Origin of the sequence: Arthrobacter sp. SLBN-100 (assembly GCF_006715305.1) — a bacterium.
Taxonomy (GTDB): Bacteria; Actinomycetota; Actinomycetes; order Actinomycetales; family Micrococcaceae; genus Arthrobacter.
The window spans coordinates 346,535-364,337 of record NZ_VFMY01000001.1; the positions used below are offsets into that span (position 1 = coordinate 346,535).

The 17,803-nt window shown below is 61.6% G+C and carries 8 protein-coding genes and 1 pseudogene; 7 read left to right on the plus strand and 2 right to left on the minus strand.

Translation table 11 applies throughout. The annotated features are described in order from the left end of the window. The first annotated feature begins 70 nt into the window (after positions 1-70). The 5 genes from FBY31_RS01515 (at position 71) to FBY31_RS01535 (ending at position 9,830) form a co-directional block, all read left to right on the plus strand. On the plus strand, positions 71-1,999 hold the full coding sequence (locus FBY31_RS01515; protein ID WP_142036052.1) for a glycoside hydrolase family 127 protein: 1,929 nt from the start codon (positions 71-73) through the stop codon (positions 1,997-1,999). Between the two features lie 153 nt (positions 2,000-2,152). Continuing rightward, a complete protein-coding gene (locus FBY31_RS01520) occupies positions 2,153-3,166 on the plus strand; it encodes an ABC transporter permease (protein WP_142036055.1) in 1,014 nt (337 codons plus the stop codon). Then, positions 3,163-4,101, plus strand: coding sequence for a carbohydrate ABC transporter permease (locus tag FBY31_RS01525; protein WP_142036058.1), 939 nt, complete (start codon positions 3,163-3,165; stop codon positions 4,099-4,101). Before FBY31_RS01520 ends, FBY31_RS01525 begins: the two co-directional genes overlap by 4 nt. Positions 4,102-4,149: 48 nt before the next feature. Continuing rightward, positions 4,150-5,778 carry an extracellular solute-binding protein gene (locus tag FBY31_RS01530; protein ID WP_142036061.1) on the plus strand — a complete coding sequence of 543 codons (1,629 nt, stop codon included), beginning with the start codon at positions 4,150-4,152 and terminating at the stop codon, positions 5,776-5,778. Positions 5,779-5,903: 125 nt separating this feature from the next. Continuing rightward, positions 5,904-9,830 carry a Tat pathway signal protein gene (locus FBY31_RS01535; protein WP_142036064.1) on the plus strand — a complete coding sequence of 1,309 codons (3,927 nt, stop codon included), beginning with the start codon at positions 5,904-5,906 and terminating at the stop codon, positions 9,828-9,830. Positions 9,831-10,005: 175 nt separating this feature from the next. Here the strand turns inward: FBY31_RS01535 and FBY31_RS01540 are convergent, their stop codons facing one another. Further along, entirely contained in the window at positions 10,006-13,740 is a 3,735-nt protein-coding gene (locus tag FBY31_RS01540; protein WP_142036067.1) for a heparinase II/III domain-containing protein, read from the minus strand. A gap of 449 nt (positions 13,741-14,189) precedes the next feature. Here FBY31_RS01540 and FBY31_RS01545 point away from each other — a divergent pair, with 449 nt between their 5' ends. Next, complete coding sequence (locus FBY31_RS01545; protein ID WP_235012867.1) at positions 14,190-14,396, plus strand: ribbon-helix-helix protein, CopG family; 207 nt, start codon at positions 14,190-14,192, stop codon at positions 14,394-14,396. 784 nt (positions 14,397-15,180) lie between these two features. Beyond that, positions 15,181-15,690 (plus strand): annotated as a pseudogene (locus tag FBY31_RS01555) (IS3 family transposase); the annotation flags it as partial. A gap of 77 nt (positions 15,691-15,767) precedes the next feature. Here FBY31_RS01555 and FBY31_RS01560 read toward each other — a convergent pair. Next, positions 15,768-17,633, minus strand: a complete 1,866-nt coding sequence (locus FBY31_RS01560) for an alpha-amylase family glycosyl hydrolase (RefSeq protein ID WP_142036069.1) — start codon at positions 17,631-17,633, stop codon at positions 15,768-15,770. Positions 17,634-17,803 lie beyond the last annotated feature (170 nt).

A 17,803-nucleotide genomic window follows, 5' to 3' on the forward strand; every position in this document is an offset into this window, starting at 1 on the left:
ACCGTAATTTCCCGTTCCGCAAACATTGTCGAAAATTTAGTCCGCCGCGTTGAAGCGGCATGGAGGTCCTATGCAATCCGTCCACGCTCCCGCAACAGAAACGTTCCCGGTCGCCCCCTCGACGGGTGTTCTTTCGCCATTGCCCCTGCCGGCTGTATCCCTGTCGCGTGGCTTCTGGGGGGAACGCCAGGAACTGAACCGTGCCGCCATCATTCCCCATGGCGTCTCCTGGGTCACCCGGCTTGACTGGTTGGGCAACCTTGAGAAGGCGGCTGGCAAGGAAAAGTACGAGCACCGAGGACGCGAATTCGCCGACTCAGAAATTTATAAGCTCATCGAAGCCATGTCTTGGGAACATGCCCGCTCCGGCGCAACCGAACTCGACGAGGTTCTGGAGGCATTCATCGATAAGCTGGCCGAAGCCCAGGATCCCGACGGCTACCTCCACACCTTATTTGGCAGGCCCTGGCAGCAGCCCCGCTACTCGGATTTCAAGTGGGGCCATGAACTCTACTGTTTCGGCCATCTTATTCAGGCCGCAGTAGCCAACCACCGTGCCACCGGGGCGACAAAGCTGCTGGACGTCGCACGGAAACTGGCCGACCACGTCTGCACCATGTTCGGCCCCGAGGGGCTGGAGAAAGTGTGCGGGCACGCCGAGATCGAGGTCGCCCTCGTGGAGCTGTTCCGGGTCACGGACGAACGGCGCTACCTGGACCAGGCCAAGACCTTCATCGAGCGCAGAGGCACTGGAACGCTGCCCCTGTTTGAATTCGGCCAGGCCTATTGGCAGGACGACATGCCCGTCCGCGCGGCCACCGTCCTGCGAGGCCATGCCGTCCGTGCCCTGTACCTCGCCGCCGGCGCCGTCGATGTTGCGGTTGAAACCAACGACACGGAGCTCCTGGATGCCCTGAAGCTCCAATGGCGGAACACCGTCGCCCGCCGCACCTACATCACCGGCGGGATGGGCTCGCACCACATGGACGAGGCCTACGGGGAAGACTTCGTGCTCCCGCCGGACCGCTCATACTGCGAAACATGCGCAGGCGTCGCCTCCGTCATGTTTAGCTGGCGCCTGCTGCTGGCAACCGGTGACCCGCAATATGCGGACCTGATCGAGCGGACCCTGTTCAACATCCTGGCAACTTCCCCCTCGGCCGACGGCAAGTCCTTTTTCTACGCCAACACCCTGCACCAGCGCTCCACGGCGGGGGAAGCACCACTGAACGAGGACGGCGTCTGTATCCGCGGAGGGTCCAGCGGCCGTGAAGCATGGTTCGAAGTGTCCTGCTGCCCGCCCAACGTCGCCCGGACCCTGGCAAGCCTCAGCTCCTATGTAGCAACCACGGACGCAGACGGAGTACAGATTCACCAGTACGCGGCTGGACGCATCCGTGCCGAACTGGGCCCCGGCGCCTTGGTCCTGGATGTGGAGACCGACTACCCAACCACCGGTAGCATCAAGATCACCGTGGTCGAAGCGCCGGATTCGGCAGTCAGCATCAGCCTGCGGGTTCCCGGCTGGGCAATGGGAGCGACGATGGACGCCGGCGAGGGCGCGCAGCTTTCCGTTCCGGGCACAGCCACAGTCACCAGGGCTTTCCTGTCCGGGCAGGAAATCAGTCTGAAGCTGCCTATGGAGCCCAGGTTCTCCTGGCCCGATGACCGGATTGACGCTGTTCGCGGCTGCGTTGCCGTCGAGCGCGGCCCGGAGGTCTTCGCGCTGGAATCCGTCGACCTCCCCTCCGGTTGGGAACTGTCGGACGCACACATAGACACGACGGCTGGCATAGGCGAAATGGACGGTACCGTCACCGTACAACTGGCCTCACTGCAGCGGGAGACATCAAACCGTTTGTGGCCCTTCGCAGGCGAGTATCACACGCCTGCTGGTCCCACGTGCGGGGTGGCACTGGTCCCGTACCACTCCTGGGCCGAACGCGGCAGCTCGACCATGAGGATATGGATCCCGGTACACACCCCGGTCATTCCCTAACACTTAAAGCAGGCCGGTGTGACTTGAACAACACGCCGGCCTGCTTTACGGTGACCTGTGATATCGATTTCACACTGAGGGTTTTCCTTGGATGCGGCAGGGCCGCGTCCCTCAGTTCAGCAAAGCTCGTCTCCAACGAAGGCGTCAGGAACTATGTCCAACATCAAAACAACCTCCTTGGCTGATCCGGCGCGTACGCAGGATCAGCAAACCGGGCCAGGTCCACAGCCCGAGGCTCGTGGCCCCGCCAGGAATAAGAGCACGTTCAGGGCGAGGCTTCGCACCGACTGGCCTCTGCTGCTGCTCGCCGCACCAGGCATCCTGCTGATCCTGGCTTTCCATTACGTGCCGCTCCTCGGGAACGTCATCGCCTTCAAGGACTACCAGCCGTTCATTGGCATCTGGGACAGCCCGTGGGTGGGATTCGAGAACTTTAACGTTCTCTTCAACGGCGACGCGGCATTCATGAGGGCATTGGGCAACACGCTCATCATCCTGTTGCTTCAGGTAGTGCTGGTTTTCCCCGCACCTATCGCACTGGCTCTGCTCCTGAACAGCCTTATATCCAATCGGGTCAAGCAATGGGTTCAGAGCATCCTCTACCTGCCGCACTTCATGTCTTGGGTCATCGTTGTGGCAATATTCCAGCAGATGCTCGGCGGTGGTGGACTACTGAATTCCATGCTCCGCTCGGCAGACATGGCCACAGTGTCGATCATCGGCAACCCGGACCTCTTCAAGGCGCTGATCACATCCCAGGTGATCTGGAAGGACACCGGGTGGGCCACTATCCTCTTCCTGGCGGCGCTGGCTGGAATCGACCAGTCCCTGCACGAAGCCGCCGCAGTGGACGGGGCCTCTCCCTGGCGGCGGATCTGGCACGTTACCCTTCCGGGCCTGCGCGGCCTGATCATCCTGTTGCTCATCCTCCGTCTGGGCGATGCACTCACTGTCGGATTCGAGCAGATCATCCTCCAACAGCAACACGTCGGGCTGGAAGTTTCGGAAGTACTGGATACCTACGTCTTCAACAACGGCGTCATCGGTGGCGCGTGGGGTGTCAGCACCGCAGTAGGACTGGTCAAGGGAATCGTTGGCCTGGCACTGGTCCTCGGAGCCAACAAAATCGCGCACATGTTCGGCGAAAGGGGCGTGTACCAATCATGACCAATTCCACCCTTAGCAAGCGCAAAGCCTCGGCGCGGGAGCGGCGCCTTGCCGATACCGAGCGTCCGATGTGGATGGGCAGGCCCAGCCCGGCCGTGCAAGCCCTAAAGGCTATCGTCCTGACCATCGCCTGCGTGCTGGTGATTCTGCCTTTTATTGCGGTCATTTCAACAAGCCTGTCCGATGAGGAGACGGTCCGGCAGGCCGGCGGCTTCGTCCTGTGGACAACCGAACCCACCTTCGCCGCCTACCAGCAGATATTCTCCGGCGGGGTTGTCACCCGCTCAGTGCTGGTCAGCACCGGCGTGACCCTGGTCGGCACACTCATCAGCATCATGACGACCGTGGCCCTCGCATACGGGTTGGCACGGCCCAAGACCCTGGGCGCGAAACCGCTGTTGATGACCGTCCTCTTTACCCTTCTTTTCGCTCCGGGACTGATTCCGTCCTACCTGATGGTGAAAGAACTCGGGCTGATTGATTCCTACTGGGCACTGATCCTTCCGGTCTGCGTGAACGCCTTCAATGTGATCGTGGTGCGGTCCTTTTTTATGGATATCCCACAGGAACTTATCGACAGTGCACGGATTGACGGCGCCTCGGAGTTCACCATCCTTACCCGCATCGTGCTCCCGCTCTCCCGCGCGGTGATCGCCGTCGTCGCTCTCTTCTATGCGGTGGGCTACTGGAACGCGTTCTTCAACGCCGTCCTCTACCTCAACGACAACTCCAAATGGCCCCTGCAGCTCGTTCTGCGCACCTTCGTGGTGCAGGGCCAGACCTACCAGCAATCGCTCGACGGCTCCATCCCGCCGCCGCAGGCAGCCCTGCAGATGGCCATCCTCGTGGTCTCCATCGTGCCCATCCTCATTGTTTACCCCTTCCTGCAAAAGCACTTCGCCAAAGGCATGCTCACCGGTGCGGTCAAGGGCTAAGGCCCTCCAGCCCCCGGCATCACTGCAACTTTTCAAAGGAGAAATGACATGACCGTACTCAAACCATCCCGACGGGGATTCCTCAGCGCAGCCGTCCTGCTGGGAGGAGCAGTTGGAACCGGGCTTCTCTCCGGCTGCAGCGGTGGCTCCTCCACCGGAAACACTGCCGCCAACAGTAAAGTGGCCCTCCCCGCATACATTCCCTCTTCCCTGGTCGAGGCGGATCTGCCCGGCAAGGGCGCCGCGATCCAGGCCGGATTTTTCAAGTACCCCCTCGATAATCTGAGGAGGACCGTGGAGGCTGCTCCGGGTAAGGGCAGCAGCCTCAGCTTCCTCACCCTGACCTTCGGAGCGGTCGGAACGGCAAAAGAGCAGAACAAATACTGGCAGTTCATGAACAAGGAGCTGAACGCAGACATGGACGTCCAGACCACTCTGGCGGACTCGTACCTGCAGAAAGTCCAGACCGTTGTCGCCGGCGGCCAAATACCTGACATGGTCACCTTCGGCAGTAACTATCCGATCCCGCAGACGCCTGCCTTGCTGAAGTCCAAATTCACCGACATCACATCGCACGTTTCGGGCGATGCCATCAAGGACTACCCGAACCTGGCCAACATTCCCACCGAGGCGTGGCAGGCAACTGTCTTCAACGGCGGCATCTATGGCGTTCCGTGCCCGCGGCCGACAGGCGGTGCTCCCATTCTTGCCTACACAGACAGCTTCGCGGCAGCCGGTGTAGCGGCAGCACCCAAGAACCTCGAGGACCTCCGGGACGCTCTCAAAGCCGTAACTGACCCCGGAAAGTCTCTCTGGGGGGTGTCAAATCCCTTCTCCGCGGCGTACTACGGGCGCCTTGGCAATGGATCTCCAAACAACTGGCGTGAAGAGGCCGGGAAGTTCACCCACGAGATCGAAACCGAAGAGTTCGAAGCGGCGTTGGCGTGGGCCGCCCAGGTCAAACAGGACGGTTCGATACATCCTGACGGGATCACCGTGGAGGACGGCAACCGGCTCTTTGCCGCCCGCAACGTGGCTACCACTCTTGGCAGCGCCACCGGCTGGCCCGGTGTGTACGCTGCAGCGGTCAAAGCGGGCACCAAGGTTGCGCCCTGGGTGGCCCCGGCCGCTGCAGGAAAGTCGGTAGTACTTCACGCCGGCAGCCCGTACGGGTTTTTTACCGCATTCGCAAAGACCGACGATGCCGGGCGCATCAAGGAAATGCTTCGAATCGCCAACTACATGGCTTCGCCCTTCGGCAGCCAGGAACACCTCAACATCACCTACGGTGTCAAGGACCTCCACTGGACAGACAAAAACGGTGTCATCACCCCTACGGACCTGGCAAAGACCGAAAAGGGCATCAGCTTCAGCTACCTCAGTAATGCACCCATACCGCAGTTCAGCCCCGGCTTCGAGGAAGGCACCAAGCTCATCCACGAATTCCAGACCAAGACTGAACCCATGCTGATCAGTGACCCCAGCCTTGTTCTCTTCTCCGACGCATGGAGCAACAAGAAGGCCCAGCTGAACACGCTGATCACTACCGCCATCAATGACGTGGTGCTGGGCCGTAAGCCCGTGTCGGCGATCAAGTCCGAACTGGTTCCGGCATGGAAGGCAGCCGGGGGAGACCAGGCGCGCAAGGAATTCGAGGAAGCCTTGGCCGCAGGATAGACCCTTTGTATCCGGTGTGCGGGAACGGTCTCGAAGAACGCCGTTCCCGCACACCCGGCCACCTGACGGCGACGCGGGCCAGCACCTATCCACTCCAACCGCATTATCAGTCCCGAAAGGACCCCATGTCATCTGCCATCGGCCTGAACGCCCACGCGCAGGACACCGGACGAGCTCACCCCGACTACTGGCAGGATTTCGTGGACTTCGGCCACGAACAATCCGAAGCCGAGCACGCGCTCAACAGTGAGGCGAGTAGCGTCATCGCGGATGGCATGGATGTTGAGATCCCGGTTCTCCCCACGGGTGCGGACACGACACTCATCGGGCACCCCCGTGAGCCAGGCAGGATAGCGCTGCCGCTTCAACCAGCGGCGACCAGACTCGCAGACCTGCGCTTCACCATGAAGGTCGACCCGCTCCGGCAGAACTACCTCACGGTCAAGTTCTGGGGCGAGGACTCATCGGCCTACAAGACCCTGGTCCTTGTTAACGGCGAGCAGGCAGCTTACCGAACCGTCGGGGACTACGAACCAATCAACGTTGGAACACGGGGCGGCCTCCCCGGCCGGTTCTTCCACTCGACCGCCGCGCTTCCGCTGGCTTCAACCACCGGGCAGCAGATCGTCGAAATCACCCTCAGGACCTACGCCCTGTCCTACCGGACCCTCGCTGGAGAGACCGGATTTGAAAAGGCCACCAATATCTCGCGGCGGTTTTTCTCCGCGGGCACACACACCGTCGCTGCGCTGCCCCCCTCAACCCTGCTGGCCGGCCCACACTCCGCAGCGGGCAAAGCATGGCACCCTGCCTACCTCAAGCCCCAACGAGCGCCCCTTGAGCAGGAAACCGCGATGGTCCACGGCTTCCGCCGGTGGCAAAAGGATCACTTGAACGCGCTGGAAGCCCGTACTGATCGGGGCGAGCCGCTGCCGATCAGCAGGTACGACGACGACCTCCGCTTTTACGCCGAAGCGCTCCTGATGGAGTGGTCCCTTGCCAAGACCAAGGAGCATAAGCGGCAGGGTCTACGGCGCATCTTTGCAACCATCGACCACTACACCCGTGAATACTACGGAAACGTCCTCCTGCTCGGAACCGGGGGACACCAGTCCGACTGGGGCGGCTACTACGCAGCCCTCGGCGAAGCCCTGTACGTCGTCGAGAACCTGATCGCTGACCAGGACGCGTATGGCTCCGAAGAGTTCGAATCCTTCCTCGCGGAGCCATTCTCCACCGGCACCACAGAGGGCAGAACGTCACTTGCGGACGCCGGCTGGGACGGCGGTCCGCTGACCCGGAAGGCGGCGTGGGAACGCGTCCTGAAAGCCAACTTTGACTTCGCCCGCTCCCGGCTCAGCTACATCTACAACCAGGTGATGTACACCTACGAAGGTGCCTGGAAGGCGCACGAAGGGCTCCGCGTCATTGGCTCGACCTTCTACCAGGGGAGGGAACGCAGCCACCGCATCGTCCGCGAGTTCCTGGGGACAGCGCCGTTCCTCGGCGAGGAAGTGCTGATCGGACCCGAGGGCCGCGAACTCGAGGTGCATCACTCGCTTTTCCATCACGACGGCAACGCCGGATACACCGAAGACTACGTCCAGATCATTATGAAGGGCCTGGCCCAGAGCAAACTTACCGACGACGGCAGCCAGGCCCGCAGGATGCCGTACGGGCCGCACTACTACGGGCTGACCCTGGCCGGGCTGACCCGTGAAAACGGCTACGTCGGAGTGTACGGCGAATCAACTAACTACTTCCCCTGCTGGTTCTTTCGGACTCTCGGGCACGCAGGCGACGAAGAACTGAACGACGACATCCTGAAAGTGGCCTTGAAGAACCTGCATGCGCGGGGATTCACCCGGTATCAGGGACAAACAGCGGCGGGACACCGGGCCATGTTCATGCAGCAGGTGATCGATGACCGGAACAGCGACTACCCGGGCCGCCCGGCCTACGGCACCGACGAGGAATCCGGCGCCGCCCTGCGCTACGCGGCGCTGGAAGAATTCATGGCACGGAACCCGGACCGGTACTCCGCACCGGAATGGGAAGAGTACCGCGAGTATGCAAGGGAAGCGACCGGTTACGCCCAACAGCAGTTGCTGGACGCGCAATTCTTTGACTCATTCCAGCGGCGCTGGCTCGACCGTAAGCTCAAATACGATCTCCGGATCCAGGAAACCTTCCACTACCTCACCGGAGGCAGGGAAGCCCTTCTCGGGTCTGCCGGTGCCGGCCGCATCCTGCCCCACGCGCATCTGGACGCCTTCTCCTCGCAGGAGCTGAAGGAACTCGGCGTCGAAGCGGGCTGGGACAACACATCCTTCGCCTGGGTCGACATCGACAATTTGCTGGTCTCTGTGCGCGACGGCGACAACCACCTTTTTGCAAACCTGCTGGAACGAAACACCGGAATGTCGGGCGCAAGCAGGGCCCACCTGCAGTACGGAAGTACCGAACAGCTCCTCCACTTCCAGGCCGACGTCGACATGACCACCAGCTACGTGGCGATCCGGGGCATAACCCGTGAGGAATACCGGCAAAAGGCCCAAGACGAAGTTATAGAAGGCCGGCCTTTCGCCCTCACGGGGGAACTCCTTCCCGTGGCCGCCCAGCCCGGCGTCGGGGAGATCCGGCGTGACAACTTCGTCGAGGACAACCCCTATTCGGCCTATCCGGAGCTTGCCACCGCCTGCCTGGGTGAGTACTTCATCGCGATCAACACCACCCGGACCAGCTACGGAAACAGGCGTGCCGCTGCTGTCACGTTGCCCTTTGAACACGACCAGGATGGCGTTCAGGACTTGGTCACTGGGGCACGGCTTCCCGTGGTTAACGGTCAACTGATGCTTGAGCCGTTGTCCGCCGTCGTCCTCAAAACAGGAACGTGGCCATGCGGCACGCCGATGGCGCCCGCCCGCGTCCCGGCGGTCATCGCCACGCCCGGGCAGGGAAAAGTCGGCCTGAGCTGGAAAACAGTTGCAGGAGCAACCAGCTACACCGTCGCTAGGACGGGGGGACACTCCGAACCGGAAATTTTGGCCAAAGGAATCCCGGGCACGTCGGCAATTTTTGCTGCCGACGACCAAACACCGGCTGACTATACCGTCACTGCAAACGGCACCCTTGGAACAGGGATGCCCTCCCAGCCGGTGCGGTGTGCGGCCTTGCCGGGCACCGCGCGCGCAAGCCTCCAGCCGGCCCTGATAGGGCGGGGGACTGCTGCCCTGATCGCATCCTTCATAGACCGGTATGAGTTTAGGGAAGTAAAGGCCGCCGGGTTTGCGGGAGGCGATGACGCGAACCTTTATCTGCGCAACGAGGCCGATGCTGTGGCGGCCGCAACGGCTCTGGCAGAGGGATCGTTCCACATCACGGCCCGTCTCTCCGACGCTGCAACCACGGCAGGTGTGTGGCTGCGGGAAAACCTGGCAGGGCGTGCCCGCTACGTTTTCTTCGGACTCGACCACGGCTCTCTGGTGCTGCGCACACGCACGCTGGATACCCGCGAAGACTTCGGCGCAGGAAACCCTGGCGACGACGCCGGCGGAGGGCAGACGCGAAGCCCCTACACATGGGAGGTCCGCGGCCTGCCGGTTCCGCTCCGGCCATGGCTCCGCCTGCAGCGCGACGCTGAGGGCCACCAAATCACGGCACTTATTTCTGCTGATGGCAGGTTGTGGCAGCGGGTCGCCCAGGACATCGTGCCCATGGCGGAAATTGTGCACGCCGGCGTCTGTGTATCCGATGACGCCGTGTTTGAGGCGGTCGGCATCTCCTGCCTTCCGCGCGACATCCCGGTGCTGACAGCTGGCTATCGGGAATCGACCGTTCAGTTGACTTGGACCAAGCCCAAGGCGGTAACCGTTTTCGACCTCTACCTTGTTGACGAGGATGGCCTGTCACTGGCCGGCGAGAATTTGTGGCAGACCTCCGTTGTCCTGCCCGCACCCTCAAGACCTTGCAGGTACAAGGTCGTGGGAAAAGGGCCCGACGGCCGGACGGTCGGTAGCCGTGAGCTCCTGCTGGGAATCCCGAACGGCTGAGACTTGGGCGAACACCAAGGGACGTGATCTTCCTAGAATGCCGGAAGGCCGGTGGAGATGGCTGATAATGCCATTTCCACCGGCCTTTTGTGCGCCGTGCCAGCTTTCAGTTCTGAAGGTTAGCTGAGGCGGGCCTTCTCGGGCCGCCTCAGCTAATCCTTCCGCCTTCTTGGCCCTACGAGGCCTTCATGAGAATCAGAGCCTGATGAGCGCTGACGTTCACGGTGGTGCCGTTGATGGAGCCGTTTTCTTCGGGGGTAGCGCTCGTCCAGGCTCCTGTCAGTCCGAGCTCGGTGCTAGCGGTGGCGTCCCCGCTGTTGAGGACAACCAGGGCGCGCTCTCCGTTGGAAGCGACAAGCTCGAACGCTTTGAGGGTCCCGGAGCCGGTCGCGCGTTCGATGGTCTCGATTGGCTTTGCGTCCTTCGCCCGTGGCTGCAGCAAGACCGTGTGGTCTGTTCCCGCGGGTTGGCCAAGCTGCAGCCACTGCTGGTTCTCCTGCGGCCAGTCACCGGAGACTTTGCCCTTGTCGAGGCCAACCGAGGGCTGGGCCGATCCGAGGAGGTGAACATCCAGATCCACTCCCTGATAACCGTGGGCCGTGAGCAGACCGGGGGCCTGATCTACCGATGTGGTCAGCGTGTGCAGATTGAACCGGCTCGGTACGGAGGACTTGATGCGGTCCCAGACAAGGAATGCGCCGAAGCCACCCTTGAGCTGGATCATGTTGCGCTGGTAATCACTAGCGCCCGGCGTGGCCCCACCGGTCTGGACCAGGTCGAGCTTGTCGGAGTAGTAGCGGACAGGAGTTTCCACAGACACGGCTGTGCCCTGCCAGGAACCGTCGGCTTGGAACTGGACAACGTTGTGGGCCGCGGCGCTGTTGAACCAGACGTTGTCACCGTTGAAGTAGCCTCCAACACCCGCGTCCAGGGCAAGCGGCACGGACTTGCCCCAGAGGGAGAAGCCGGTGCGGTCATCGTGGTTGTGGCCCAGCGTCCGGGGGGTGTTGGACATGATCAGGTAGTTCTCGTCGGCTGTTCCTACCTTGTCACGCAGGATGTCGTAACCGACGGTCTCCACTGCCGACGAGGACAGGGCCGGGTCTTTGGAGGGAAGGGCCGGGTCGGTGTTCAGCAGCGGCGGCAACGCCCATGGGTTGGCGCCGGTGTCGGCCATCGGTGACCCTGCCCGGTTCCAGGTCCACTGCATGGCGGCGGAAAGCTCTGGGTCGGAATCCTTGTACAACGCGGCGTTCCAGCCGAGGATCCGGTAGGGCTTTTCGTTGTAGTCAGCGTCGCCGATGGCGGGCATCAGGACGGTTCCCGGCGCCTTGGTGTTGGTTGAATCGACGGGAGTCTGGATGTTCACGAGGAAGGAGAACATCTTCTTCAGCTTTGCGTCATTGACCAGGTCGGCCCCACCGGCCCGCTTGAGGGCCTGCGCAAACGGCACGAGCCTCACCAGCGGGGCGGCGTGGTAGCGGATGGTTTCGGGGAATGCCCCGTCTTCCCCGACGACTGTCTCCAGGGTCCATTCAACTTCGCCCTGGGCGTGGGCGCGGTACGTGGCCGATGAGGTCAGGTTCGGGAGGGCCATGCTGACGAGTCCGACGCCGATAGCCCGGTCAAGATTCCAGTTTGAGATCCTGCCTGCTTCGGTGGAGCGGTCGTAGTAGGTCAGGTTCATCTGGGTGTCCTGCATCCAGCCGAGCCGGTCGGTGAGCCAGGCGCGGTCGGTGGCGCTCATGGATTTGGAGTTGATGACAAGATCCAGGGCCTGGGCATAACCTCCCATGGCGCGGCCGAAGTGCACGGCCCCATAGCCGTCCTCACCGTTGGGCTTTCCACCCGTCGTAAGGGCGTAGTTCATACCCCAAATGGATTCACCAATGAGGTATTTGACTCCCAGGATCGCCTTTTGTGCTGCTTCTTCATTCCCTGTTACGAGGTACACGTTGGCGCTTGCCTGCGTTGCCTCAAACAGCGGGGAATCCCACCGGGTGTGTGTGTCCCAGTTGTAGGCAGGTGTCTTATAGGCTGCGCCGACTGGTGCCCCGGCGTCATTTGTGTATGAGACGCTCCATGTGAGGCCGGCACCTTCAATGAGTCCACGCTGGCTGATCGTTGCCCCAAGGGAATAGCGCGCCCCTGCTGTTGCCGGGAGGTCCTGGTTCAAGGTGACGGTGGCCTTGTCGGTGGGGGAAGCGCCGGTGTATTTGAGGGATGCGGCACCGGTTGCGGCCCATTCGCTGGTCTTGCTCACCTCAGCACCCGCCGTTGTCGCAGTCCAGGGGCTCACGCCTGAGCCGAAATCCTCGAAACTGTTGTCCGGAATTGTCACGGGCTGACCGTTGGCCAGGGAGGTGAGGGTGATGGCATCGACCATGGTCGAGCCTTTACCTTCGACGTCGAAGGACAGGCGCATCTTGGTGGCGCCGGCGGGGACCGTGTAGATGTTGCTTTGCCCCCGGTGTGGGTTGGCCAGGTACGCGGGGTCCTTTAGCTGTTCAACTGTCCATTTTTGGGACAGCGCGAGCTGGCGTTGGTACTCCTCGCCGACTACGCCTGTCTTGACGCGGTCCTGCAGAGCCTTGACCTCAGACTTTTCGAGCAGCAGTGACGGGCGGGCGGTTGTTGTGGCGTCCTGGTTGATGACGGTGCTGCGGATGAGGGAGATGTCGTCGAACCAGGCCTGGCCTTTGCCTGTGAGCCGAACGAATGCCCGTGCCTCGGTTGCTGCCGCGGGAGGGAAGCCCTGCAGGCCGCTGGCGTGCCATCCGGTAGCGCCGCTCACGGGTTGTGTCAGCTGTTCGCTCAGGGTGACGCCGTTGGCGTCCAGGTATTTCAGCCCGGCGGTGGCTGTGCCGTTGGCCAGGTCCGTCTTCACTCCGGCGGAGAAGTCGTAACCAGCAAGCCGTTCGATCGGGATGGGGGAGGACTCAAGAACGGATTGGTCGCCTTCCGATTTATTGATGAGAGTCAGGGAATTTTGCCCGGTTTGGGCTGTTCCGGAGTCCGTACCGGCTGTATTTCCCTCGGCAACGCCGGATACGGTGGTTTGCTTCGCGATGGTGATGTCATCAAACCACGCGGTCCCGCCGTTGTAGAGCCGGTAGTCGATTCGGACCGAGACGGCACCTGCCGGTGCTGCCAAAACTGACTCAACATACGTCCAGTCCGAGGTGGACACACTGTTCTGGATGATTCTGTCACCGCCGACCGTTTGGCCGTTGGCGTTACGGAAAATCACCAAGGGCCGGATGTCACCCGGGGCTGCGTTTTGTCCTTTAATCCAAAATCCGAACTTGTAGGTGCCTGGAGAGATCGGGACATAGTTGACCTGCTGCCAGTCACCGATGCCGCCGGGGACGCCGTCAATGCGCAGTGATTTTGTGCCAGTGTGGGCAACCGCTTTGTCCCAGACCATCGTGGCTTTGGCTGCGGAGTAGTTAAACGTCTTCCAGTTTTCCGGGGTTGTTGTCCCTGATTCCGCTGACGGGTTCGGGACTGTAACAGGGGTCCATTGAACTGATGCCGGGGACCAGCCGGCGGGCGCCGTCTGGCCACTACCGGTAGCAGTTTCTGCGCCTCCATCAGGCACCAATTCCCGCCGCTGACGGACGTCGGGGGAGATGTCATCGACATCCACGGCCGCGGCTCCCAGAACGTGTATCGAGACCTGCACGTCCTCCGCGTCAGCTGGGGTGGCGGCTGTCAGGGACAGCTCGGACCAGGACCCTGGCTTCATCCCGGTAGGGGCGGAAACCTGCTGGCCTACTTCGTCGCCATTCGCCGCTGTGAACCGGACCTGAAGTTCAACCCTTGGTGCCCCTTCCGCTGGCCGCACCAGCGCACGGTAGTAAACAACGTCAGATGACTTCTTCAGCTTAACGGCAGGGGAGCTGAGCACCGTCGCGTCAGTCTCAGAGACTGAGTTGATTCTGGCACCTGATTTTCCCGTACGTGCCGAAGTCGTGCCAGTAGAGGCCGTCCCCGGTCCGCTCTGGCTCCAGCCCTCGGGCAGGGACGGCTGCGTTCCCTCCTCGAAGGTTGCTCCTGGGAACGAAAAACCTTGCGAGGTGTCGGTTGAAGGTGCCTGAGGAAATGCTGCGGCTGCGCCCCCGGCAGTCGCAGTCGCGACAAGCAGGGAAAGTGCGAGGGCAGCCCCCACCGGGCGGCAAATTGCTGGGTCTTTCAAAGGTGAACCCCTTCGTTCGTCATATTCGAAGCAGTAATTGGGCAGGGGCAAAGGCAGCAGCCAATACGAGACCTGTATCACTGATATCGATATCAGACTAGGTGAACCGAGGGCTTCGCGCAATAGATCCTCGTTTGGTACTGGCTCGGTACCATGAGGTCATGGCTATGAATCTGCGTGTCCCCGAGGATCTGGATCGTCGTTTGGACAAGCTCGCGGCCGAGGAACACACCTCGAAATCGGCGTTGCTGCTCCAAGGTGCAGAGCTTGTACTGCAGCGACACCGTCGAAGTCGCGAGATCGGCGAAGGACTGGATTTCGTAATGAGCCATGATGCTGAGCTCTTGACGCGCCTTGAGGATGCGTGACCGCGTACCTTGAAGTTGAAGACGCGTTGCAGGTCGTTGACCGGTATGGGTTCCATGTTCGCGATATCGGACTTCTGGCCTCGGCCTTGGCCCGTCCGGCAACGAGAGTTATGGTACAAACGGCGCCTAGGACTGATGGGTTACATGGGTGATTCCTGAGTAAGTGTGACCTAATGCTGCTTCCGGTGCTGGTACGCACAATGCTGATGAAGTCACTTTCACAGTCGCGGATCCTGGACGTGCAGCCTCACCGGTGGTCTGGCGGGTCACGTTTAGAGCGCCGTTGAAAAAGGTGGTTCCTCCTCCCCGGCAGGCTTTCGCGCTATGTCTTAGCAGTTTTCGATTCCTCCCATCACGACATATTGAAGACTGGATTCCGGGCGACGCTACGACAGCCCCATCGCCTTGGTCAAAAACTGGCTGGCATGGCCATACGTATCATTCGCTGTGGTTCCAGCCTGGCCATTAACGACTTGTAGAGTGGCGGATTTGCATCGGCGGCGTCCCGGGTGTGATTTTCTGCACCGCGAAGTAGGTGCGGTACGTGGCCTTGAGATGGGGCTCCAGTTCGCCCGGCCGGGTCGGCCAACGAAACAAGTTCTTGGTGTTCGGGCACATCACGCGTCTGCCCGCCAACGCGGCAGATGCGCGCGAGCCCGATGGCCCGGCCGCGTCTCCGGTTGGCGATCGCCTGGTCCAGGTACCCACCGTAGGACTTATCCGATACGAGAAACGGCTCATCTCCGATGGTGCTGTCGATCAGGCCCGACAGAGCGTCCAGCACGCCGACGGTGTTCCCGTGGTAGTGACCTGCAGGGTGTTGAAGTTCAGCAAGCAAGGCTATTACCGGTGGAAGGCCAGTCCGGTGACCGAACGGGACTGGATCGATGCGCACCTCGTCAATGCCGCCCGGGACATCCATGCCGAGGACCCTGCGTTCGGGTACCGGTTCATCGCCGACGAACTCCCCGGGAAGGGCATCACGTCGGGTGAAAACAGGGTCCAGCGCCTGTGCGGGGACCACGCCATCTGGCCGGTGTTCTCGAAGAAGCCGGTCCTGAACCGCAGACCTGCACCGCCGGTCCACGATGACCTGGTGGAGTGGGAATTCAACGCCGCGGCGCCGAACGCGCTGTGGCTGACGGGCATTACCGAGCACCCGGCTGCCGAGGGGAAGCTCTACCTCTGCGCTGTTAAGGAGGTCTATTCCGGAAGGATTGTCGGGTACTCGATGGACTCCCGGATGAAGTCCTCGCTTGCCGTCCGGGGGTCACCGCGGGGGGTGGGAAGCCGCCCGCTGACGGTCGCTGGAGCTCTATGGGCGGATAAGACGTGAGGGCTGCTGGCTGCCCCGGCTGCTTCCCGTCCGGACTAAGGGGCCATGATGACGAAGCCGGCGGCCGGGACGGCGATGCTGATGGCCCTGCCGTTTCGAGCCTCGACAGCTGTCTCGGAGCCCTGCTGGTTCTGGTCGATCGAGTAAATGCACCGGAACTTGTCGCCGGCAGAATGCAGCCCGCCGTCGATGGTTACCCATACCGTCCTCGTCGCTACAAGATCGGTGTTGAAGGCACACACCACCTCGCGGCTGGACATGATGCGGCTCCAGGCCACGACGGACGTCATGCGTCCATCGCCAATACGGTTCGGATACCAGAAGTTGGCACCGTCCTCTGAAATGGGCCTGAAGTACTGGCGGCCACGCCGGAGCGCAAGGTCGTTCCGGCGAAGGTCCAGAACCCGGGCAAGTTGACTGTAGGTGTCGGTCGACTCGTCAAAGAAGTGACGGTCCTTGCTGCGGAACGAGCCGAAGCCGCCGCCGAACATCGTTTCGCGGATGTAGCGGTCTGCCTTGTGGTCGTTGCCTGGATCCAGGTTCACGTTAGTCGGGAACTTGCCGTTGAAAAGCTGTTCGCTTCCGTAATAGATGCAGGGGATGCCAATCGTTGTTGCGTTCATGGCCAGGACGGCTAGCTCCAGCGCCTTGCCCTCCGGGTCCGATGCGAAACGGGCCTTGAAGCTCCGGCCCATGCGGACCAGGTCGTGGTCGTCGAAGGACGTGACGACGTGCTTGCGGAACCAGGTGTGTGATGCCTTGCCGACCTGATAGGAGTTGCGGAAAAGCTTGAAGTAGTCGTCGGGGTTTCCCCATCCCTTGACTGCATCCACCATTCTTCCCTGCACATCGGCAAGGCCGAGGGCAGCGTCGAGTCCCGTCTCGTCACGGGTCGCAATGGCCTCTCCACGGGGGCCGGTGATCTCGCCGACAAGGAAGAAGGACTCCTTGCCGATGGTCTGTGTGAACTCATGAACGGCGGACGCGAAGTATCGCGTAGCCCCAGCATCCATGTGCTTCACGGTATCGACGCGGAAGCCGTCTACGTCGGCGTAGGCGATCCAGTACTGGTATGCCTCGGTGAGGACTTGAAATGCGGGGGAGGGCTGGTAGCCGTCGACAGGACCGGTTCCCTGTTGGATGTCCTTCAGTCCTTCAAAGTCACCCTCTGTCGTCTCTGGCCTGGCGTCCCAGTTCATGATCTTTCCCTTGCAGGTGAAGACACCGTTGGCCTGGAGTTCACTTGGCCAGACGGCGCTGGCGGGGTTATTCGGATCAACAGGGGAAGGGAAGGGAAGAGTGGGGCTGCCGTTCGAATCTCTCCACCCGGCCACGGGGAACGTGCTGCCGTTCCATCCCGGTTCCGGATCGTCTGCGGCGTACTGGAAGACGTCGGCGGTGTGGTTGAGGATCACATCGAGGATGACGTACAGCCCCTCCGCGTGCGCGGCGGACACCAGGTCCTTGAAGTCCTTGTCCGTGCCGAAGTGCGGATCGACCTCGAGGAAGTTCTGCGTTCCGTAACCGTGGTAGTCGTCGACACCTTGCCGCTGCCGGAGCACTGGGCTGATCCACAGCGCGGTCACACCCAGTCGTTTTAGGTAGCCGATCTTAGTCGCTATCCCTTTCAGGTTTCCGCCGAGCCACTGCGTACCGGCGGTTTCCCATGTTGCGACGTCGGCCGGGTTCGCGACTGCGTTGTTGGCGTCGCCGGCAGTGAACAGGGGCGTCTGGCCTTGGACGACCTGTCCGGATGCGTCTTTGTATCCGTCTTCCTTGCCGTCGGAGAACCTGTCAATGAGGAGGAAGTAGATGACCTGGTCGGACCAGTCGTGGGGAGAGGGGTGGAAGTTGTTCTGGTTCAGGAGATTCGCCCAAGGGATGGCTCGGATGGAAAGCATAGGGTCCTTCTTTCGCTTGCTGACTTGAGGGGCTTGGAGGATGAAGCTTTTTCTCGCTCTCTTCCGGATGGGCCCGGAAGCCGGGCTCGTATGAATCGTGAAGAGGACGCGATGAAGGCCCACCACCGGTCGCCAGTTGCGATGAGACGCGCCCTTGGTGTGGCATCCGA